This is a genomic window from Streptomyces sp. NPDC001393 (assembly GCF_053597455.1).
The window spans coordinates 7,761-27,528 of the sequence record NZ_JBSFIH010000056.1 but is presented as its reverse complement, the minus strand read 5'-3'; the positions used below and the strand labels follow the sequence as shown (position 1 = coordinate 27,528).

General features: G+C 70.1%; 18 protein-coding genes. 12 read left to right on the top strand and 6 right to left on the bottom strand.

The window, feature by feature from the left end:
- Positions 1 to 2: 2 nt before the first annotated feature.
- A complete protein-coding gene (locus tag ACWC2T_RS37500; RefSeq protein ID WP_450674808.1) occupies positions 3 to 374 on the bottom strand; it encodes an MmpS family transport accessory protein in 372 nt (123 codons plus the stop codon).
- Between the two features lie 173 nt (positions 375 to 547).
- Between ACWC2T_RS37500 and ACWC2T_RS37495 the strand changes: the two genes are divergently transcribed.
- Positions 548 to 1,714, top strand: a complete 1,167-nt coding sequence (locus ACWC2T_RS37495; RefSeq protein ID WP_450674807.1) for a sensor histidine kinase — start codon at positions 548 to 550, stop codon at positions 1,712 to 1,714.
- Positions 1,715 to 1,731: 17 nt separating this feature from the next.
- The gene (locus tag ACWC2T_RS37490; protein ID WP_450674806.1) at positions 1,732 to 2,391 is read left to right on the top strand and encodes a response regulator; all 660 of its coding nucleotides are present in this window, start codon (positions 1,732 to 1,734) and stop codon (positions 2,389 to 2,391) included.
- 316 nt (positions 2,392 to 2,707) lie between these two features.
- Here ACWC2T_RS37490 and ACWC2T_RS37485 read toward each other — a convergent pair whose 3' ends face one another.
- From ACWC2T_RS37485 to ACWC2T_RS37470, 4 genes are all read right to left on the bottom strand, one after another.
- Positions 2,708 to 2,866 (bottom strand): hypothetical protein, encoded by a 159-nt coding sequence (locus ACWC2T_RS37485; RefSeq protein ID WP_450674805.1) that lies wholly within the window; start codon positions 2,864 to 2,866, stop codon positions 2,708 to 2,710.
- Positions 2,867 to 3,186: 320 nt separating this feature from the next.
- Positions 3,187 to 4,113 (bottom strand): MBL fold metallo-hydrolase, encoded by a 927-nt coding sequence (locus tag ACWC2T_RS37480; protein WP_450674804.1) that lies wholly within the window; start codon positions 4,111 to 4,113, stop codon positions 3,187 to 3,189.
- A gap of 84 nt (positions 4,114 to 4,197) precedes the next feature.
- Positions 4,198 to 5,421, bottom strand: a complete 1,224-nt coding sequence (locus ACWC2T_RS37475; protein WP_450674803.1) for an MFS transporter — start codon at positions 5,419 to 5,421, stop codon at positions 4,198 to 4,200.
- 199 nt (positions 5,422 to 5,620) lie between these two features.
- Positions 5,621 to 6,181: a TetR/AcrR family transcriptional regulator gene (locus ACWC2T_RS37470; RefSeq protein WP_450674802.1), complete on the bottom strand. Its 561-nt coding sequence runs from the start codon at positions 6,179 to 6,181 to the stop codon at positions 5,621 to 5,623.
- A gap of 211 nt (positions 6,182 to 6,392) precedes the next feature.
- On the opposite strand from ACWC2T_RS37470, the gene ACWC2T_RS37465 reads away from it, so the two are divergent.
- The 10 genes from ACWC2T_RS37465 (at position 6,393) to ACWC2T_RS37420 (ending at position 18,540) form a co-directional block, all read left to right on the top strand.
- On the top strand, positions 6,393 to 6,959 hold the full coding sequence (locus tag ACWC2T_RS37465) for a TetR/AcrR family transcriptional regulator (RefSeq protein WP_450674801.1): 567 nt from the start codon (positions 6,393 to 6,395) through the stop codon (positions 6,957 to 6,959).
- 395 nt (positions 6,960 to 7,354) lie between these two features.
- Positions 7,355 to 8,593: a cytochrome P450, cyclodipeptide synthase-associated gene (locus ACWC2T_RS37460; RefSeq protein ID WP_450674800.1), complete on the top strand. Its 1,239-nt coding sequence runs from the start codon at positions 7,355 to 7,357 to the stop codon at positions 8,591 to 8,593.
- Positions 8,594 to 8,676: 83 nt separating this feature from the next.
- Positions 8,677 to 9,069, top strand: coding sequence for a nuclear transport factor 2 family protein (locus ACWC2T_RS37455; protein WP_450674799.1), 393 nt, complete (start codon positions 8,677 to 8,679; stop codon positions 9,067 to 9,069).
- A 453-nt stretch (positions 9,070 to 9,522) separates the two neighbouring features.
- Complete coding sequence (locus ACWC2T_RS37450) at positions 9,523 to 11,523, top strand: ATP-binding protein (RefSeq protein WP_450674798.1); 2,001 nt, start codon at positions 9,523 to 9,525, stop codon at positions 11,521 to 11,523.
- 186 nt (positions 11,524 to 11,709) lie between these two features.
- Complete coding sequence (locus tag ACWC2T_RS37445; protein WP_450674797.1) at positions 11,710 to 12,210, top strand: hypothetical protein; 501 nt, start codon at positions 11,710 to 11,712, stop codon at positions 12,208 to 12,210.
- A gap of 51 nt (positions 12,211 to 12,261) precedes the next feature.
- The gene (locus tag ACWC2T_RS37440) at positions 12,262 to 12,744 is read left to right on the top strand and encodes a nuclear transport factor 2 family protein (protein WP_450674796.1); all 483 of its coding nucleotides are present in this window, start codon (positions 12,262 to 12,264) and stop codon (positions 12,742 to 12,744) included.
- A gap of 155 nt (positions 12,745 to 12,899) precedes the next feature.
- Positions 12,900 to 14,243 (top strand): carotenoid oxygenase family protein, encoded by a 1,344-nt coding sequence (locus ACWC2T_RS37435; protein WP_450674795.1) that lies wholly within the window; start codon positions 12,900 to 12,902, stop codon positions 14,241 to 14,243.
- A 225-nt stretch (positions 14,244 to 14,468) separates the two neighbouring features.
- Entirely contained in the window at positions 14,469 to 15,941 is a 1,473-nt protein-coding gene (locus tag ACWC2T_RS37430) for an MFS transporter (RefSeq protein ID WP_450674794.1), read from the top strand.
- A 1,039-nt stretch (positions 15,942 to 16,980) separates the two neighbouring features.
- Positions 16,981 to 17,418: a VOC family protein gene (locus ACWC2T_RS37425; RefSeq protein ID WP_450674793.1), complete on the top strand. Its 438-nt coding sequence runs from the start codon at positions 16,981 to 16,983 to the stop codon at positions 17,416 to 17,418.
- A 570-nt stretch (positions 17,419 to 17,988) separates the two neighbouring features.
- The gene (locus ACWC2T_RS37420) at positions 17,989 to 18,540 is read left to right on the top strand and encodes a NucA/NucB deoxyribonuclease domain-containing protein (protein WP_450674792.1); all 552 of its coding nucleotides are present in this window, start codon (positions 17,989 to 17,991) and stop codon (positions 18,538 to 18,540) included.
- 40 nt (positions 18,541 to 18,580) lie between these two features.
- Here the strand turns inward: ACWC2T_RS37420 and ACWC2T_RS37415 are convergent, their stop codons facing one another.
- Positions 18,581 to 19,051, bottom strand: a complete 471-nt coding sequence (locus ACWC2T_RS37415; RefSeq protein ID WP_450674791.1) for a hypothetical protein — start codon at positions 19,049 to 19,051, stop codon at positions 18,581 to 18,583.
- Positions 19,052 to 19,768: the final 717 nt, after the last annotated feature.

Sequence of the window (19,768 nt, the reverse complement as noted above, 5' to 3'; positions counted from 1 at the left end):
GATCAGCCCTTCAGGGAGACGGAGCACGACAGGTATCCCTTGGCGTCGGGCTTCTTCTCCTCGTCCTTGAGCTTGTCGTCGACGTAGATGCGGCAGGAGGTGCCGGGTTCCGGGTCGCTGACGCTCACTCGGTTGAAGCCGAACCCGACGTTCTGGGCCCTGGTCCAGGGCAGCTTCTGAACGGACGCGGTCTTCCCGTTGTTGTCGCCGGAGAAGCTGTAGACGACGTTGGCACCGCCGGGGCCTGCCACCTCCATCTTCACGTCATAGCTGGGGCCCAACGCGCCGCAGCCGGTGAGTGACACGGCTGCCGCGGCCAGGGAACCGGCCGTCAGCAGGGATGTGACATGAGTACGGAACGCGGGGAACGTCACGGCAGCTCCTGGTGAGGGGAGGGAAGTGCGCCTCGGACACGCATCATTCTGCGGAGCGGCCGACGGGTCGCGATGCCGTCGAAAGACCGTATTCGCTCCAGCGGCATCGGCCGAAAGTACGTACCGCTCCTCGCCCTCCAAGGGTCGGTCAGCGGCCGTCTAGACTCCTCGCCATGCCCCGCTCTCTCCGGCTGACCCGCCCTGCGACGGTAGCCGCGCTGGGTCTGTGTGCGCTGCTTGTGCTGCTCGACACGGCTGTGGTGAGCGTCAGCTACGTCGGTCTGGCGGTCGTCGCGAGCGGGGTCACGGCTCTGGCCGCCGCCGCTGCGCAGGTGCGGCTGTACCGGTTCGGCCGGCAGTGGACGGCCTGCGCGCTGTCCGTCGTCGTGGCGACCCTCTCGCTGCTGACCACGTCCCTGGTGGAGGGCACCGTGCTGCAGCGCACCCCAGGGTGGGCGGAACTCGTCGGGTTGCTGGTGCTGCTGTGTCTTTCCTGCCGGTACGGGCGGCCTGTGCCGCTCGTGTTGTCGGCGGTCCCGCTCTTCGTGGCGGTGGTACGGATCGAGGGCCGCGCGCCAGCGCTGTCGGATCTACCGCTGCTCAAGGACATCGACGGCCTGTTCACCCTGCTTCCGGTGGCTTTCGCACTGCTGGGCGGTTACCTGCGAACCGAGGACGGCCGACGCCAGACCGCGGCGCAGAACGTACGCCAGGCAGAACGCCTCGACCTCGCCCGCGACTTGCACGATCACGTGGCCCACTACGTCACAGCGGTCGTCGTCCAGGCTCAGGCCGGCGAACAGACCGCGGAACGTGACCCGGTCACGGCACGCAAGCTGTTCGCCAACATCGAGCAGACCGGTCAGGAAGGGCTGGTGGCGATGAGCCGCATGGTCCGACTTCTGCGTGAAGCGGACGGAGCCATGACGGAGGCACCCGTCACCCCCGTCATGACGAGGATCGAGGCGCTCGTCCGCCAGTTCAGCGGCACCGGACAACACGCCTGGCTGGACGTGGCCGACGACGTGGACGGTGCCGTCTGGTCGACGCAACTCGCCAAGACAGTGGAACGACTGGTCCAGGAGGGCCTGACCAACGTCCGCAAGCACGCCCGCACAGCGACCACCGTGCATGTCAAGCTGGAGACCGACGGAGACCGACTCGTCGTCCGCGTACGTGACAACGCGGTCGGTCAGCAACGCGGGCGGGTGTGGTTCCGCCCCAGCGGCTTCGGCATGGTCGGCCTGTCGGAGCGGGTGGCCGAACTGGGTGGTGAGCTCAGCAGCGGACGCATGCCCGAGGGCGGCTGGGAGCTGGCTGCGTCCATGCCTGTGAAGTGAGGGAGTGGGAAGCCGTAGTGAGTGTCTCTGTGGTGATCGCCGACGATCAGGAGATGGTGCGGATGGGCTTCCGCCTCATCCTGGAGGGGCAGGACGACATCTCCGTGGTCGGGGAGGCAGGCGATGGTGTCGAGGCGGTCGAGGCAGTTCACCGACTGCGACCGGACGTCTGCCTGATGGACATCCGCATGCCGAGGCTGGACGGTCTGGAGGCGACCAGGCGACTGCGCCAGGCACAGAGAGCCGCGACGGACGGCACAAAGATCGTCATCCTGACGACGTTCGACATGGACGAGTACGTCTACGGAGCGATCCGCGCCGGCGCCAGCGGCTTCGTGGTCAAGAACTCCGGCCCACGACTGCTGGTCGAAGCGGTGCATGCCGCTGTCAGCGGTGACGCTCTCATCTCGCCGTCCGTCACCGTCCGGCTCCTGGAACACCTGAGCAGACCGCCGCGCGCCGAGACCGGAGCCGCCGCCGCACGACGGCTCACCCCTCAGGAACTCAAGGTCGTGAGCCTGGTCGCCCGCGGACACACGAACAGCGAGATTGCCGAACGGCTGACTCTCTCGCTCAGCACCATCAAAAGTCACCTCAGCCGGGTCCAGGACAAACTACCGGCCCGCAACCGTGTGGAGATCGCAGCCTGGGCCTGGGAACACGGCATCGTCGGCTGAAGCCGCCGCGGCCGTGAGCCGTAGTCGTTGCCGGAAAGTGCACCCGTGCCGGTCAGGCAGGCATGCCGGTCGGAGGTAGCGAGGCAGGGCCGGCGAGGAAAAATGCGGTCCTCGGGCGCGAAGCGGGGGAGGCGGCCTCCGCAGAGCCGACGGGGCACCCCGCTCGACCTGCCGCGATTCATCGAGTGCGGTGGCAGTACTAGGCCAGGATGCCGAGCATCACTTTGGCGAGAATACGCGTGTCCTTCGGGCCGTTCAGGATGGGCGCAGGAAACAGGCCCTGCGGGTCGATGCTGCTCAAATCGGTCTGGTGGCGTTAGCCGCCCTGCCGGATGGAGCTGGCATGCAGATTTCCGCGCACGGCCATGTCGACGGCCCACTCGACCTGGTTGGGAGTGGGCTGCAACGCCTGCGCCTTGCCGTCGTTGCGGGAGACGGAGGACCAGCGGTCGGGGTGGGTGGGGTCGTGCGACACGGCGGCGCCCGCGGTCCGCGTCAGTTGCGTGTGCTTGCCGGTGGCCGAGCTGACGTAGTGCTGGCGATCAGCGCAGGCGACAGGCTGCCCCCTCCGGCCGACTTCGTTACACCGGCGACGTGGTGGCTGATCTTGACGCCTGTGCTGGTGACCGGGGATGCCACCGTCACCGGCGTATCCGCTGCCACCATGGCGGGTGCCTGCGCCGGAGTGTCCTGAGCGGTGGATTCGGTCCTGGTGGAACCCATGCCCGCGTTCCCGAGCCGCTCAAGCCCTGCCCGGATGCCAGGAGGCACTTGGCCGGTGACCGCCCCGTCCGGTCACCCCGCGGCGGCTGGGGTCGGAGTGCCGGGTTCGGGCAGCAGGCGGTAGCGGCCCTCGTCGCGGCGCACCAGGCCGGCGGTCGGGCGGGGGAAGTGGGTGCCGAGTAGCAGGTCGTCGGTGTCGGCCAGGTTGTCGAGGAGACGGCGGCGACTGCTCACGGCCTGCTCAGGGTCGATGTCGACGCAGCTGGTCAGGTGGGGGTGGGACAGCTGCACGGGGTGGTGGATGCTGTCGCCTGTGATCAGGGCCGAGCGGTCGGCACCGTGCAGTTCCACGGCGATCTGGCCCGGGGTGTGCCCGGCGGCGGGGACCAGGCGGATGCCTGCCGCCACCCAGTGTCCCTTGGCGGGGACGTCGGCGAGGTCGAACTGCCCGTTGTCGTGGACGGGCAGGACCGAATCGCGAAACATCTGCCTGCGGTTGGCGTCCAGGTCGGCGGCCGCCCAGTAGTCCCACTTTGTACGGCTGGTGAGGTAGCGGGCGTTGGGGAAGCTCGGCACCCAACGGTCGCCGTCCAGGCGGGTGTTCCAGCCGACGTGATCGGTGTGCAGATGCGTGATGATCACCAAGTCCACCGATTCGGGCGCGAATCCCGCAGCCGCGAGGCGCCGCAGGTAGTCGGTGTCGAGGCCGTTCCAGGCGGGGTTGGCACGCTCCTTGCCGTTGCCGATGCCGGTGTCCACGAGGATACGCAGGCCCCCGGCCTCGACGGCGAAGGTGTGGCTGGCGAGGTAGGGCACCTCGGCGTCGGCGAAGTCGGGGCGCAGCCACGACGCTTCGTCGATGACGTCCTTGGTGGCCGCGGGGAGAAGCCAAGGGCCGGTCTGTGGGGGCAGCGCGATCTCGTCGATCCGGCGGACGGTGATCTCGCCGAGGTCCCAGGAGACGTGAGTGTCGGCGGGGCTGGGCTGGTTGTGGGTCATCGGTCTGCCTTTCGGTGTGCTGTCCGGCCGATGGGGCGTACGGGGTTTGTGCGAGGGGTCAGTTGGCGAGGTTTGTGCGAGGGGTCAGTTGGTGGCGGGCTGGCGCCGGGGCAGGGGTGGTACGGCGAGGGCGGTCAGGGCCAGGAGGACGACGGTGGCGCCGTAGAGGGACACGGCGGTGGTGAGGCCGTAGCGGTTCGTCAGGACTCCGGCGAGGATCGCCGGGATGCTCATGGCGAGGTAGCTCAGCATGTAGTAGGCGGCGAGCGTTCCGGCGCTCTCGTCGGCTGTCGCCCTGGACAGCAGCTGGCGCAGCGTGCCCGTAGTCACCGCCCCGAAGCCCACCCCGGAGAGCACCGTGCCGGCGAACAGCGCGACCAGGCTGTGCTGGTAGGGGCTGCTGAGGGTCAGCAGGGCGCCGGGGATGAGCATCGCCGCACCGCCGGTGTTCGCCGTGCTCGCGGGCAGCGTCCTGGCGGCGACCACCGCCAGGGCAGCGGCGGAGCTCAGGGCGAAGAAGACCAGGCCGCCGACGGCCCGGGGCGCGAGGGGGTCGATCGTGCGGGCCAGGCCGGGGCCGAGTGAGGAGTAGAAGCCGCCGAGGGCCCAGGCGGCGATCACACCGGGGGCGGTGAGCAGCATCGTCCGGCGGGCGGAGGGAGCGATGGCGATGCGGGGGCGCAGGGAGCGCCACGCCCCCGGGTGCGGGTGCGCCGTCTCCGGGGTGAGGGCGAGGGCGGCGGCCTGGGCGGTGAACAGTGCGAGCAGCACGAGGTAGACGGTGTGCGTCGGTGCGGGGGCGTACTGGACGAGAGCGGTGGAGGCCAGCACGCCGGCCGCCATGCCGCTCACCGGGGTGACGCTGTTGGCCAGCGCGGCCCGGCCCGGGCGGCCGGGGTACTCGAAGTCGAGCAGCGCGGCCCCGGCTGCTCCGGACGCCGCGCCGGTGGCCAGGCCCTGGACGATCCGGGCGGCGATGAGCTCGGCCACTCCGTGCGCGGTGGCGAAGACCGCCATGGCGGCGGCCTCGGCGAGCAGTGCCCCGGCTAGCACCGGGCGGCGGCCCAGGTAGTCGGAGAGGGTGCCGACGGCGAGCAGTGTCACGAGCAGGGCGAGCGCGTAGGCGCTGAACACGACCGTGACCGTGAGGGCCGAGAAGTGCCACTCGGCCTGATAGAGGGCGTAGAGCGGCGTCGGCGCGCTGGAGGCGGCCAGCAGACCGACCAGGATGGAGGCTTGGAGGGCGAAGGACCCCTGGCGGCGCCGCAGTGTGCGGGGGCAGGACTGGGTGGCTGTGAGGACGGGCACGGAACGTCTCCGAAGGAGCTTAAAGCAACGTCTTTGCGATAAGGAGTCTAGCCGTCACGCAGCCACTAACGCAACGGATTCGCTTTTATGGGTGAACGTCGGCGGCGGGCGCGGCCGGGGCAGCCGCCGTCGGTGAACGTCGTCGGCGTGTCGCGGCCGGCGTCGCGTCGGCAGGACGGACGGCCGCGCGTCCGGACGCTCAGGACGGTTCGAGCGCTGCCGCCACCAGGCGGTGGACGTACTCCACCGACAGGCCGTCGGGGCGGAAGAGGATGCGATACATCACCGGCGCCACCACTCGGTCCAGCAGTCTCTCTACGTCCGGCACCGCCTCGCCGCGCCCGGCCGCGCGCACCCCGATGGCCTTCAACTGCTCGACCGCGTAGTCGGAGCAGCGGACGGCACCGCCGTCCGCCGGGTCGCCGGCCAGCGCGTCGTGGATGTAAAGCACACCCACCGGCGAGGACATCTCCTCCAGGAACTGCTCCGCCCATGCCTGAAGGTCCGCCCGAAGACTGCCGTGGTCGGCTGGGGGTGCCTCCGGGCGCAGCCGCTGCACCGCCACATCGGACAGCAGCGCCTGCAGATCGCCCCAGCGCCGGTAGACCGTCGAGGGAGTGACTCCTGCGCGGGCGGCGATCAGGGGCACGGTCAGCCCGGCCCGGCCGACCTCGGCCTCCAGTTCCCGCACGGCCTGGTGCACAGACTGCTGGACGCGCGCGCTGCGGCCGCCGGGGCGTACTGCGTTTCGGATAGCCATGGCACCCACTCTAACGCGAATGGTTTGCGTCAAGCATGGCCGAGTCCTACTCTTCATGGGCGCCTGGACCGAGGGCGCGCCGCGTGGCTCTGCTGGGCGAACAGCCAGATCGCCCCGGCCATCCTGTCGTGCGGTGAGTGCACGGGATCAGGAGGATCTCGCCATGGGTGTGGCATTGACCCCGGAAAAGTGTGAGTGATTGAGGACTCACATGAGCAGGGGGCGAACCCGTCAGCTGTCCACCGCCGAGGAGCGCCGCGAGACGGTGCTCCGGACCGCCATCGGCGCCTTCGCCGCCCGGGGCTACTGGGGCACCACCACGACCGAGGTGGCCAGGGCGGCCGGCATCTCCCAGGCGTACGTCTACCGGCTCTTCCCCAGCAAGGAGTCGCTGTTCGCGGCCGTGGTCGAGCACTGCTTCGTCCAGGTGCGAGCCAGTCTGGAGAGCGCTGCTGCCGAGGCCACGGGCAGCTCGCCCGAGGTGGTGCTGAAGGCCATGGGTGACGCGTACGCCCAACTGATCAGCGACAACGACCTGATGCTGATCCAGTTGCACGCCCAGGCCGCAGCCGTCTCCGAGCCTGCCGTGCGCGAGGTGGTCCGCCGGGGCTACGCGCGGCTCGTGGAGTACGTGCGAGGCGCCTGCGGCGGCAGTGAGGGCCAGATCCAGCAATTCTTCGCCGCCGGCATGCTGTGCCACCTGATCGTGTCGATGGGCGCGGACGAAGCGGACGGGCCCTGGATGCGGACGCTGTCGGCGGGCATCACGCACGAGTGAGCAGGGTCTCGGCGAGGTACCTGCCCCGCCAAGCGAGTGGTCGACACTCACCTTCCCCCCTCATGATTGAGTGGTTAACCACTGATGGAAACGAATGTTGAAGCTTCGCGGGATGACGAGAGTCCGGGGCCGCGGCACCGGCCGGGGGCAGGCGGCCGAGCGGCGGGCCTGCTGGGCCGGCGCGCGCTCCCGCTGACCGCCCTCCCGCCCGCGATCCTCACCCAGCGCCCCGGCCGTCGGCGCGGCACCACGGAGGTCGGCAGGCCCTCGCGCGCCGGTCAGCGGCGGCATCCACAGCTCCTGGATCGCGGACAGCGATCCCCCGGCTGAACCCGCCCCTCGCTGTTCCGCCCCTGTCTGTTGCTGCTACCGCCCCCTTCGGGAGATCCTCAGCCATGCCCATGGTCAACTCCGGCTTCAGCATCCTGTCCGAGGACTTCGCCTCCGCCCCCTACCCCCACTTCGCGTGGCTGAGGGACCAGACACCGGTGCACTACGAGCCGGCGATCGACGCTTACTTCCTCTCCCGCTACCAGGACGTGAAGCGGGTCCTGACCGACGATCAGAAGTTCACCACCCAAACGCTTCAGGTACGTGCCGAGCCAGTGATGCGTGGTCGGGTCCTCGCCCAGATGACCGGCGCCGAGCACACCGCCAAGCGGAAGATCGTCGTGCGCGCGTTCACCGGGCAGGCCCTCCAAGACCAGATACGCGCCATCCACGCCAACGCCGCCGAGCTCATCGCACCCCTTCTTCCCCGGGGACGGCTAGACCTCGTCAACGACTTCGGCAAACCCCTGGCCGTCCGCGTGACGCTCGACGTCCTCGGCCTGGACAAGAAGGACTGGCAGCAGGTCGCCGCCTGGCACAGCGGGGTCGCCGAGTTCATCACCAGCATCGCCCTCACCCCCGAACGCCGGCGGCACTGTATGGACTGCGCCGAGCAACTCGAGGCCTACCTCGTTCCCGTCATACAAGAGCGCCGCCGTCACCCCGGCGAGGACCTGATATCGAGGCTGTGCACCGCCGAGTTCGATGGCATCGCCATGTGCGACCGCGAGGTCACCGCACTGATCATCAACGTCCTGGCCGCCGCCACCGAGCCCGCCGACAAGACCCTCGCCCTCCTCTTCAAGCACCTCATCGACCACCCCGAGCAGCTGGCCCAGGTCCGCCAGGATCCGACCCTGCTGCCCGCCGCGATCGCCGAGACCCTGCGCTACACCCCGCCCGTCCAGCTCGTCCCCCGCCGGGCGGAGCGGGACGCCGTGTTCGCCGGCAGCACCGTCCCGGCAGGTGCCACCGTCTTCTGCATGATCGGTGCAGCCAACCGCGACCCCGACGCCTTCACCAGCCCGGACACCTTCGACATCCACCGCCCGGACCTGGGCACCGCCCGCTCCTTCACCGCCGCCGCCCAACACCTGGCCTTCGGCACCGGACTCCACCAGTGCGTCGGCGCAGCCTTCGCCCGCGCCGAGATCGAGAGCGTCGCCGCGATGCTCCGCTCCCTGCTCGACCAGGTCCGCTACACGCCCGGCTTCGGCTACCGGGAGACCGGCCTGTACACCCGCGGCCCCGCCTCCCTCTGCGTGGAATTCACCCCCGCCCGAAGGACGCCCGAACTTCACTGACCTCCGGCGGGGCGGGCGGCACCTTTCCCGTCCGCAGCAGCCCCACCGGTCGGCGCCGCCATCCTCTTCAGGAGAAAACAGCGATGACACCGACGGACATCACCCGCGCCATCACAGACCTGCTCTTCAAACCGGCCCTCGACCTCGACGAAGCCCTCGACCGGCACTTCACCCCCGACTATCGCCAGCGCACGGATGGCGTGTGGAGTGACCGGACCTCCTTCGCACAGCACATGACACGTCTCCGCTCCCTGGTCCGCAGCGGACACATAGAGGTCCACGACGAACTCCTCGACGGGCTGCGCTACGCCGACCGCCACACCGTCACCGTGACTCAGCACAACGGCCGCACCTCCCGCACCGAGGTCTACCTCTTCGCTCGGTTCGCGCCCGACGGTCGCTTCCAGCGCGTCGAAGAGACCACCCTCCTGGTCACCGGCCATCCCGACGACGGGAACCTGGGTCTCGTGAAGTGACACGGACGGGACCTTCGGCACGTGCTGCCTTCTGGAGGTCCTCATGGGGGCCGTGCGAACCTCGAGAGGCTGAAAGCCGTCTATCTGAACGAGTGCGTGGCGTAGTCCCGGTCAGTTGCAGCGGGACGGCGTAAGAGGCGGCGGACGGACCACCGCAAGACGCGCCTCACGCCTGTCCGCCAAGGGGTCACCGGCCAGGGCTGACTCGGACTCCTCGCCCCGCCCCGACCGGGCGGTCCAGCACGTGCCCTTCACCCGGTTCGCCCCGGCGGTCGCTTCGACGCGCCGAGGAAACCACCCTCCTGATCACCGGTCACCCCGTGGACGGCGACCGAGGACTCGTCAAGTGATCGAGTCACTGACATACCCGACCCCCTTCCTGGCATCCCTGACGCGGTGGCAGCTCCGGGGGCGGAATCCGTTGCAGACACAACAGGGAAAGCGGGAGCCGCCATGGTGTCCGTGGGAGAGAGACTGAGCACTGCGCGCGTACAGGCCTTCATCGGACGGGATGAGGAACTCGGGCGCTTCGCGCAGGCTTTGGCCGGAGATCCGCAGGCACCGTTCGCGTTCTACCTGTTCGGGCCGGGCGGAATCGGGAAATCGACGCTGCTGCGGCGCATGGCGGACCATGCCCGCGCGGCGGGCCGGCTGCTCGTCGAGCTCGACGGCCGTTTCGTCGGCCGGGACCCGGCCGACTTCGAGCGCGCGGCCGGTCCCTTTCTGGAGGTCCCCGGCACGGTCCTGTTCCTGGACTCTTTCGAGCACTGCCAGTGGCTGGAGAGCTGGCTGTGGCACCACTTCCTGCCCGGCGCCGCGGACGATGCCCTGGTCGTCCTCGGCGGCCGGCTCGCGCCGCAGCCGCAGTGGACCGCCGACCCCGCCTGGGCCGGCCTGCTGCACGTGACCGAACTGGAACCGTTCTCCGAGGAGCAGGCCCGCGGTCTGCTGGCCACGGCACAGGTCCGGCCCGAACTGCGGGAGCTGGTGCTCCGCTTCGCCGGCGGCAACCCGCTGGCGCTGTCCCTCGCCGCGGCGACAGGCGCGACCGGCTGGAGTTACGACGAGACCTGGGCGCCGTCGGCCGACGTGCTGCGCACCCTGCTGGTGGGACTGATCGGTGAGGTGCCGTCGGCAGCGCACCGCCGCGCCCTGGAGGTGGCGGCCCAGGCCTATTCGACCTCCGAGGAACTGCTGACAGCGGTCCTGCCCGAGGAGGACGCCCACCTGCTCTTCGCCTGGCTGAGGGACCTGCCCTTCATGGAGTCCACCCACCGGGGGCTTCACCCGCACGACGCCGCCCGCGAGACGCTCGCCGCCGACCTGCGCTGGCGAGCCCCCAACGCCTTCGTGTCGATGCGCCGGCAGCTGGCGGAGGAGTACCTGCGCCTGCTGCGCGAGGCACCCGAGGAGCGGGTCTGGACCGTCACCGATGAACTGTTCTACCTCTTCCGGGACGGGCAGATCGTGGCGCGGCTGCGCACCTGGTCCCGCGAGGACGAGGTGCACGACCGCCCCCTGCACCCGGACGACCTCGACGTGGTGCTGCGCATGGCCGAGGAGACCGAGGGCCCCGAGTCCGCGGAGCTGGTCCGCTACTGGGCGCAGCGCCAGCCGCAGGCCTTCAGCGTCTACCGCCTGGTGAGCACCGGCCGGATCGTCGCGTTCACCGCCCGGCTCGCCCTGCCCGCCCCGCCCGACCCCGAGGATCTGGCCACCGACCCCGTCGTGGCGGCCGCCTGGGCGCACACCGACGCCGCCGCGCCGGTCAGCCCGGGCGAGCACATCGGCATCAGCCGCTTCACGATCTACCCCGAGCGGTACCAAGTCCCCTCGCGCGTCATCGACCTGAGCAGTTCCCGTGCCCAGGCGGAGTCCGCCCGTGCCCGCGGACGGGCCTACGGCTTCGCCGTCTGGCGGGACGCCGAGGCCTGGGCGGCGCGGGTCAAGGGCAGCCTCGCCGACACCGGTGCGCGGCCGCGGGTCGGCGAGCACACCTACGGGGTGTTCTGCGTCGATTGGCGCCAAGTGCCCGTCGAGACCTGGCTGCGCCACTTCATCGCGTCCACCGAGGTGCCACCCCCGTCCGGGCCCTCCGGCTTTTCGCGCGCCTCGTTCGACCAGGCCGTGCGCGAGGCTCTGTCGTACTGGCGCGACCCGGCCGCCTTCGCCGCCTGCGCCCTGACCCGCACCCGGCTGGCGGCCGACCTCGACGACCCCACCGAGGGGCTGCGCGCCCTTCTGCGCCACAGCGTGGACGACCTCGCCCGCGTCCCGCGCGGCGTGCGCGCCCGCGAGGCCCTGACGGCGGGCTACTTCTCCGGCGCGCCCACCCAGGAGGCCGCCGCCCGCCGCCTGGGCCTCCCGTATGGCACCTACCGCCGCCACCTGCGCCAGGGCCTGGACCTGCTCTGCGAAACCCTGTGGCAGCAGGAGCTGCACGACCCCCGGTAGTCACCGCGGAGGCACCCTCCGGCCAGACTGCGTGGCCAGGCGGTGGACAGATGTGGACAGCAGTGGACAGTCCCCGGGGCCTGGCGGGCCTGGAAAGTGGACACCGCCTGACACGAGTCTGTCTGCCATGAACGACGCAGACAGCAGACTGACCAGGCAGCAGGCCGAGCCCACCGGCCGGGAGCGGTGCTCGCGACGCTCGCCGCAGCTCAATTCATCACCAATCTCGCCACTTCGATCGTGAACATGGCGCTGCGCATCCGCGCCGGGCCGGGCCTGTCGGACAGCGCAGCCCCCTGGGTGGTCAACGCCCACGGACTGGCGTTCGGGGCACCCCTCCTGGCGGGCGGGCGGCCGACCTCGCCGGATGCTGATCGCCGGTCTCGCCCTGTTCGCGGCCACCTCGCTGGCAGCAGGACCGGCCGCCTCCTCCAGCGTGCTGATCGCCGCCCCGTCCTCCATGCCGCGGCCGCCGCCATCACCCCGGCCGAGCTCGCCCCGGCCACGGACCAGGAAGCGCTGGACGCTGGCGTGACCACCATCGAAGTCGCGCTGGCTCCCCGACGCGCACCGTCCCGGGACGCCGGCCGCCGGCTTCCGGACCGCATCAGGCCGTCCCGGCCACGCCGGTACCCCGCAACGGCCCGTAGCTGTGCGGGAACCCTTGTCCGTCGATCCATCACCTGACACATCATCAACCGAATGTGAGTCACCATGAATCCGAGTTCGCCCCGTGTCATGACCGTGCTGATCAGTGCCGCGACCGTCTACGCGGCGCTAGGCACCTCCGCCTTCGCCGCGCAGGACGCCGAACAGCGCCTGCCGAAGGTCGTCACCGACTGGGCCCGTGCCTGGAACGGCACCGATCCCCAGGCGCTCGGCGCCCTTTTCACCGCCGACGGCACCTACACCGACCAGGCCGTGGGCGTGACCTTCCATGGCCGCCCGGAGATCGCCGGCTGGAAGGCCCGCGCCGACGACCTCATCGACAACGTCCACGTCACCGTGCAGGCAGCCCACCGCGATGGCGACCGCATCACCGTCGACGCCGTCTACTCCGGCCACCTGAAGGACGCGCCCAACCCCTTCGCCGTCCCGATGACCACGCTCCTCGACCTGAACGCCCGCTGCCAGATCGTCTCCGACCACGACCACTACAGCCTCAGCGCCGTGCTCGCCCAGTCCGGCCTGCCCGCCGACTGGACGCCGCCCACCAACTGACCGGCAGCCGGAAGCGCATACCGGTGCCACCGCATCCGCTCCACCCGCCTCGCCTGGTGGCGCCCGTCCGGCAGCGCCTGTCGAACCAGCACACCCACACCCGATCCATGCGGATTCCCCGATACCCATCACACCTTCTGAAAGAGATTGCTGCCATGACCGCTGACAAGCCGTACCTGACCGGCCACTACACCCCCGTCGCCGACGAGATCACCGCCACCGAACTCACCGTCGAAGGGAACGTGCCCCCCGAGCTGACCGGCGCCCTGCTCCGCAACGGCCACAATCCCAAGCCCGCCATCACTCCCACCCACTGGTTCAAGGGCAGCGGCATGGTCCACGGCATCCGGCTGCGCGAGGGCCGCGCCGAGTGGTACCGCAACCGCTGGGTGCGCACCCCCGCCCTCGACGGCGCCCCGTACATGACCGAGACGGGCCCCGACCTGACGGCCAGCACTGCCGGCACCCATGTCATCGAACACGCCGGCCGCCTGCTCGCGCTGTGCGAGGCCAACCTCCCCTTCGAGCTGACCCGGGACCTGGACACCGTCGGCGCCTTCGACTTCAACGGCAAGCTGCGCACCGCGATGACCGCGCACCCCAAGGAGGACCCGGTCACCGGAGAGCTGCACTTCTTCGGATCCTCGCCGTTCCCGCCCCGCCTGGTGTACTACGTCGCCGACGCCAAGGGCGAGATCGTCCACAGCGCCGAAATCCCCGGGGCGAGCGCCTCCCTCAAGCACGACTTCGCCATCACCCGCCACCACGTGGTCTTCGTCGAAGGAAACGTCACCTTCGACCCAGCCGACCACTCCGGCATCCCCTACGGCTGGAGCGACCGGCAGCCCGCCCGCATCGGTGTCATGCCCCGCGGACAGGACGGCACCCACAGCGTGCGCTGGTTCTCCATCGAACCGGGCAACATGCTGCACGTCTCCAACGCCTACGAGGACGGCCAGGGCCGCATCGTCCTGGAAGGCCCCACCGTCGACCGCGAGGGCTTCCGGCTCTCCTGGAACTGGTGGATCGGCGCGCCCGGACGCGGCACCGAGCCCGTCGCCCGCTCCTACACCCGCCGCTGGGTCATCGACCTGACCGACGGTAGCGTCGACGAGCAGATCATCGACGACCTGCCAGTGGAGTTTCCCACCCTCAACGAGAACTACCTGGGCGCCGAGAACCGCTACCAGTACGCCATCTCCTTCCCCGACGAGGAGGGCTTCGGCGGTTACGGCATCGTCAAGTACGACCGCACCACCGGCGCCCGCCGAATCCACCAGGCCGGCGACGCCCGCATGCCCAGCGAAGCTGTCTTCGTCCCTGCTGCCGGAGCCACCCGCGAGGACGACGGCTACCTCCTCACCGTCGTCTCCGACCTCAAGCAGGACGCCTCGCAACTGCTGATCGTCGATGCATCCGGCCTCGACCGGATCGCCACCGTCCACCTGCCCCACCGGGTGAGCGCCGGACTCCACGGCTCCTGGATCCCCGGCGAGTGACCGCACAACCGACCGTCGACGCCGACCCCGAACCGTCCGTCGGCTGCTGATCACCGCCGCGGCAGGGTGCACCGACACTGTGCACCTCCGCCGCGTCCCCACCGCTCGCCTGACCCGCGAGGCGAGAGATGAAGAGGGCGGGCCGTGGATCGGCCCGCCCACCTATGCCCCTCGCGCACCGGGCGCCCGCCCCCGCCATCCATGACATCCGCAAAGGAATGGAACATGCCAGTGCCCACATCACACGCCTCACAAGCCGCCGCAGACACCTCGCCCGCTCGCCGGACCACCTGCCGCGGCCTGGCGCTGGCCGGCCTGGCGACCGCGCAGTTCATGGTCATCCTGGACTCCTCGATCGTGAACGTGGCACTGCCCTCGATCCGGCGAGGCTTGGATCTCACCCCGGCGCAGCTGTCCTGGGTGGTCGACGGGTACCTGGTCGCCTTCGCAGGTCTGCTGCTCCTGGGCGGACGCCTCGCCGACGTGTTCGGCCGCCGGGCGGTGCTCCTCGGCGGCCTGGCTGCGTTCGCGGCGGCTTCGGCGGTCTGTGCCCTCGCTCCCAACGGGCCGGTCCTGGTCGGCGCGCGGATCGCGCAGGGGGCCGGCGGGGCCGTCATGGCACCGGCCGCACTGTCGATCGTGATGACGCTGTTCCCCGACGGTCCCGCCCGGTCCCGCGCCCTGGGAGTCTGGGGTGGAGTGTCGGGCGCGGGAGGCATCGCCGGGGTGCTCCTGGGAGGAATCCTCAGCCAGACGCTCGGCTGGCCATGGATCTTCGTCATCAACGTCCCGGTGGCACTGGCCGTCGGCGCGGCGGTGCTGGCAGCAGTGCGCCCATTCCCCGCTGCCGGGGGTACCTTCGACATCGCCGGCGCGGTCACCGTCACGCTGGCGATGGCGGGACTCGCCCTGGGAGTGGTCGAGGGTTCCGATGCGGGGTGGACCGCCGCTGTCACGCTCACCGCGCTCGCCTCGGGCATCGCCGCGCTGGCCGCCTTCGTCGCACTGGAGCGCCGAGTCGCACGGCCACTGGTGCCACTGCCCGTGCTCACCCGTCCCCGCCTGGCCATCGCCAACGCGATCATGTCGATGCTCGGCGCGGCAGCGGCCGGGGTGTTCTACTTCCTGCCCCAGTACCAGCAGAACGTGCTCGGCATGACGCCCATGACGACCAGCCTCACCCAGCTGCCGATCGCCCTGACCGTCACCGCCGGCGGGCTGCTGGCACCCCGCATCGCCGCCGCGCTCGGCATCCGCATCGCCCTGGCCACCGCACTCGCATGGCTCGTGGCGGGGCTGGCGTGGCTGGCCCGAGCCGATCCCCACGCCCACTTCCTCGACGGCCTGCTCGGCTCGTTCTTGCTGATCGGCGCCGGAATCGGCACCGCGTTCGTCTATATCACCTCGCTGGCCGTCGCTGGGTCCGCACCCGGCGAGGCGGGCCTGGTCAGCGGCCTGGTCAACACCGCGCGCCAGATGGGCGGCGCCGTCGGCCTGGCCGCCCTGGTCGCTCTCGCCACCGGTACCGCCTCGGGACACCAGCCCAACCTCACCGCTGCGTTCCTGGGTGCCTCTGTACTCGCCGCGCTCGCTCTGCTGCTCTCGCTGACCGCCGCCCTCCACCGGGGTGAAACCGGCTCGTCGGTTCCATCGCACGAGCGTGCCCCGCGCGGATGGGCGGTGACGCCGAGGAGGTAGACGCGCCGGGGCTTGAGGCCTGCCCGCTTCTGGCCAGCGACCTCACGCGCGTGAACACCGTGCGCGTGAAATTAAGGAGTCATCCCATTCGGGTGACTGGGTACTCTTCGCGCTGCCCCGGGCGGTGAGGGACGCTACGGCACCTCCCTCGGCACACCGCTGCTCCACCGAGCGGACGAGGTCGATGCCGAGTTGTCGCAGGGAGACCGCCGCCGGGCCGAGCCGCAGCCCGGCGAGGGTGGCAGCGCCGGGCAGGTCGGCGCCGTTGCGGCTGGACTCGCCCTCATGTTTGGGGCCAGCTCAAGGTAACTGGGGTGTGAAAGGGCAAGCGGCCGGTGACTGCCCGCCGGGTTCCGCGGGTGCCAGCGGCCAACGATCGGGCGACGGGCTGGCCGGAGACGAATTGTCCGAGACATCCACCTGTCCGAGGTAGGCGAGGGTGACCAGGTCGGGCAGTCCGGTCAGATCCGGGCGCAGTGTCTCGGCATCGATCAGGGCGAAGTGCCCCTGGGCCATCTCGACCTCAAGGTTGCCGGCGCCGCCCCGACGGAGTGCGTCGCCGTGCGTGGCCTTGCGAGGTGAGTGTCTATGAGCTGTTCGGGGAGCCGGTGGTGCGGTGCCGGCGCGCCGTGACCGGCCAGCCTCCGCGAAGGCAGCAAGATGACGAGACGGGCGGGCGGACCGGCCGGCCCCAGTCCCCGGCGCATGTGCAGCCCACGGGCCCTGTGCAGTCCGCGGGACCGCCCGCCCGGCTGGACTTGACTCCCAGCGGTGCAGCCGCGTGGTGCCTGTGCGCCGGGTGCGCAGAGGGAAACCGCGCGGGACGTGAAGGCGGCTTCCGCGCCCCTGGCTCCGGGTCGGCTGCGGATTCACTAGAGCCAGCGCGGTCGGGTGACTCAAGGGCGGTGTTGGCGCGGGGTCTCGGTCCTTGGGGTGCAGGCGGATAGGTTGAGCGGGATCCGGCCGCTGGAGGCGGCGGTGACGCGGCCGAATTTCCGGCCCTTGCAGTCCAGTCGCAGCAGGGAGTGCCACCACCGGCATGGACATTCTCTTCATCACGAGCGTGGCGGTGGTCGTCGCCGACCCGCCGCTGAGCCGGAAGCTGTTCATCGAGGCTCTCGGTCTGCCCTTGGAGGGGGAAGGCAACGGTTACTACTCCAGCGGGAACGTCCCCGGCAGCAAGCACTTCGGCCTGTGGCCGCTCTCGCAGGCAGCCGAGGCATGCTTCGGCACGGCACAGCGGCCCGCCGACCGGGTGGTCCCGCAGGCATCGATCGAGTTCGAGGTGGCGAACGCGGAAGCCGTCACAGCCGCCGGTGCCGAGCTTCAGCGCGCGGGCTTCGAGCTGGTACACCAAGCCCGCACCGAGCCGTGGGGCCAGACGGTGGCCAGACTTCTCACGGCGGACGGCTTGATCGTCGGGATCTCCTACGCCCCCTCCTTGCACGACGGGCAGGGCGGGCAGCACCCCGGGTGAGCGGGGTCGTCGGCGTCAACCCTCTGTTGCCGCATCCCGTCCACACGGCACGCTCTTGGCGTGTCATGCAGACCGTGCGTCGGCCAGCGCGGTCGCCAGGGCTTCTCGTACTACGACCCAGAACGCATCGATCACCTCCCGAGGCATAGGGCCAATCGGCCCCACGGGCGGGGGCACGAGGTGTCAGCGGCCAGATCCTTTCCCCGGGTACGGCCAGTTGTCGGTCCCGCTGACGGCCAGTTCAAGTGGCACGCCGGGAAGTTTGGTCACGGACCGTGACGCTTGTCCGGCCGTGGCCGATCGCCGTCACAGCCAGGTGGTTGTTGATCCGAACCGTCCCCGGTCTCAGCACTGTGTCTCGGCCAGTGTGACGGTGTGATCTCGCCAGTCCCGGTGTGTCGACCGCATTGTTGATCACTTGTTCGATAGGGGCGATGGCGACCAGGTGGCGAAAGGATTCGCCATCGTGCATGACCGGGGGGTTTCGTTTCCGGCGTCTACCAGCCGGTCGTCACCACCACACTGCCGCCCGGCTGGGTCGGCAACAGCCCCGCAGTGGGCAAGCCCGCCATGATCGCCCCCCGTTGGGACGCCGGGAAGTATCTCGGCAACCCCACCGGCGGCGGCAACCCAGCCAACAAGGGCGCAGCGTCCTTCAGCTACGTGGCCACTGTCGTATACAGCACCAACTCCACCGCGCCCGAACGAGGCGTGGCTGCGCACATCAAGAAGGCTTACACCACGCCGAGTGCGACGAAGCCGCCGAACCGCAACAAGAAGATCGCCGGACAGACACCGTCCAACCCGCTGCACCGGCTATACCTGGACGACAGACGCCGCAAGACCAACCACGCGCGCGCTGTGAGCAGCTGCCGGCGTTACTTCGGCGCCAACTACACCGACCACGGCACCAAGGACTGCGACGAGTTCCCCTTCCAGAGCACCTACGAGGGCTGTGCTCAGGCCGAGTTCGCCCCTCACGCGGAGGAGAACAATTTCTCCGTCATGCCTGTGATCAGCCAGCAGAACCAGGACGCCGGCATCCTGCTTGCACAGTTCTACAAGAAGAACCGCATCATCGACGGCATGGACGACGGCTTCCTCATCAAGATCACTTCTTAGCAGGCCGTCAGGCCGGGACCCGGCCCGGGTCCCGGCCGCCTCAGCCAGTGGCGGGCCAGAACTGCACCAGGTAGCGCTCGATGCCCTCCGGCACCCCCTCTTGTGCCAGACGCCGCACTTCCTGACGGCCCTCGCAATGCACCCGCACCTGCCACATCCCTTCCGTGTCGGACAGGTGCAGATAGGTGTCCCTGGGCCCAGCAGTAACTCCCCACACGGCCAGCTCGCCCGACGGGCAGTGCAGCAGGGCTTCCTCCTGTTCCTCCCAGTCCCCGCGATCACCGGCGGCTGGCGCCTCAGCGTCCCACACCTCGGCAGCCAGAGCGGCCGTGTGCGTGTGACCGGCGCTCTCGATGTCCAGGCGCCCTTCATGAGCCGTCAGGAACGCACCGCCGGCTTCCCGTCCTTCTGGGTACTGCAGGGGCACGTGAGTGTCGTCTGCGTCCTGCAGGGCGAAGCCGTAGTGGTCGACCTCGACGTCCAGTTGCTGCTGCCGGACCAATTCGGCCACTGCTGCCCCCTGGGATCCATCGACAGATGCGACACCAGAAGTGATCGTATCGGCCGATCGTCCCCGGGGAGGCGGGAGTGATGTCCCAACCGGCAAAGCGCTGGTGAGTCGTGCCTCTGGTGCGAGGGGACGGCGGCGTCGCTCCGCTTCCCGGTCGGCGACCTGCGGGCCTGCGAGTGCTGCGCGGGCCTGTACGGCGCCCCGCAGGAGCCGACGTGAGCACAGACGAACCGTCGTTCCCCGGCTGGCTCTGCTCACGTCGCGGGGCAGCGTTTCGACAGCAGTTCGGGAGGCGCCCGCCTGCGTCCGACGTTCACGAGAACGGACAGCACCGCGGTGGTGGCCGGCAGGTTGCCGTCGACGGCGCCACGGCGGTCCGGGCAAAAGCGCTGGCTACGCGCGGAGGCGGCTGTGGCCGTCGCGCCGTTGCCGACCGCGGGCGGGTGCCTCCCGTCTTCGTGAACATCGGCTCTCGGGGTCGCCAGGCGCCTCCCGGAGCTGTGAACAAGTGCTGCTCGAAGTCGTGAACAAAGCCAGCGCCCGGCCAGTCGGCTCGAGCGCCGCTCAGGCCGCCGTGGCTAGCCTCCCCTCGCACGGCTTACCGCTCCGACAACCACACCGAGGAGATTGATATGAGCACTGCCATTCTTCCGGTCCTTGCCGACACCCAGCTTGAGGACGGTGTCTTCGACCTGGACGTCCGCATCGAGGTGGACG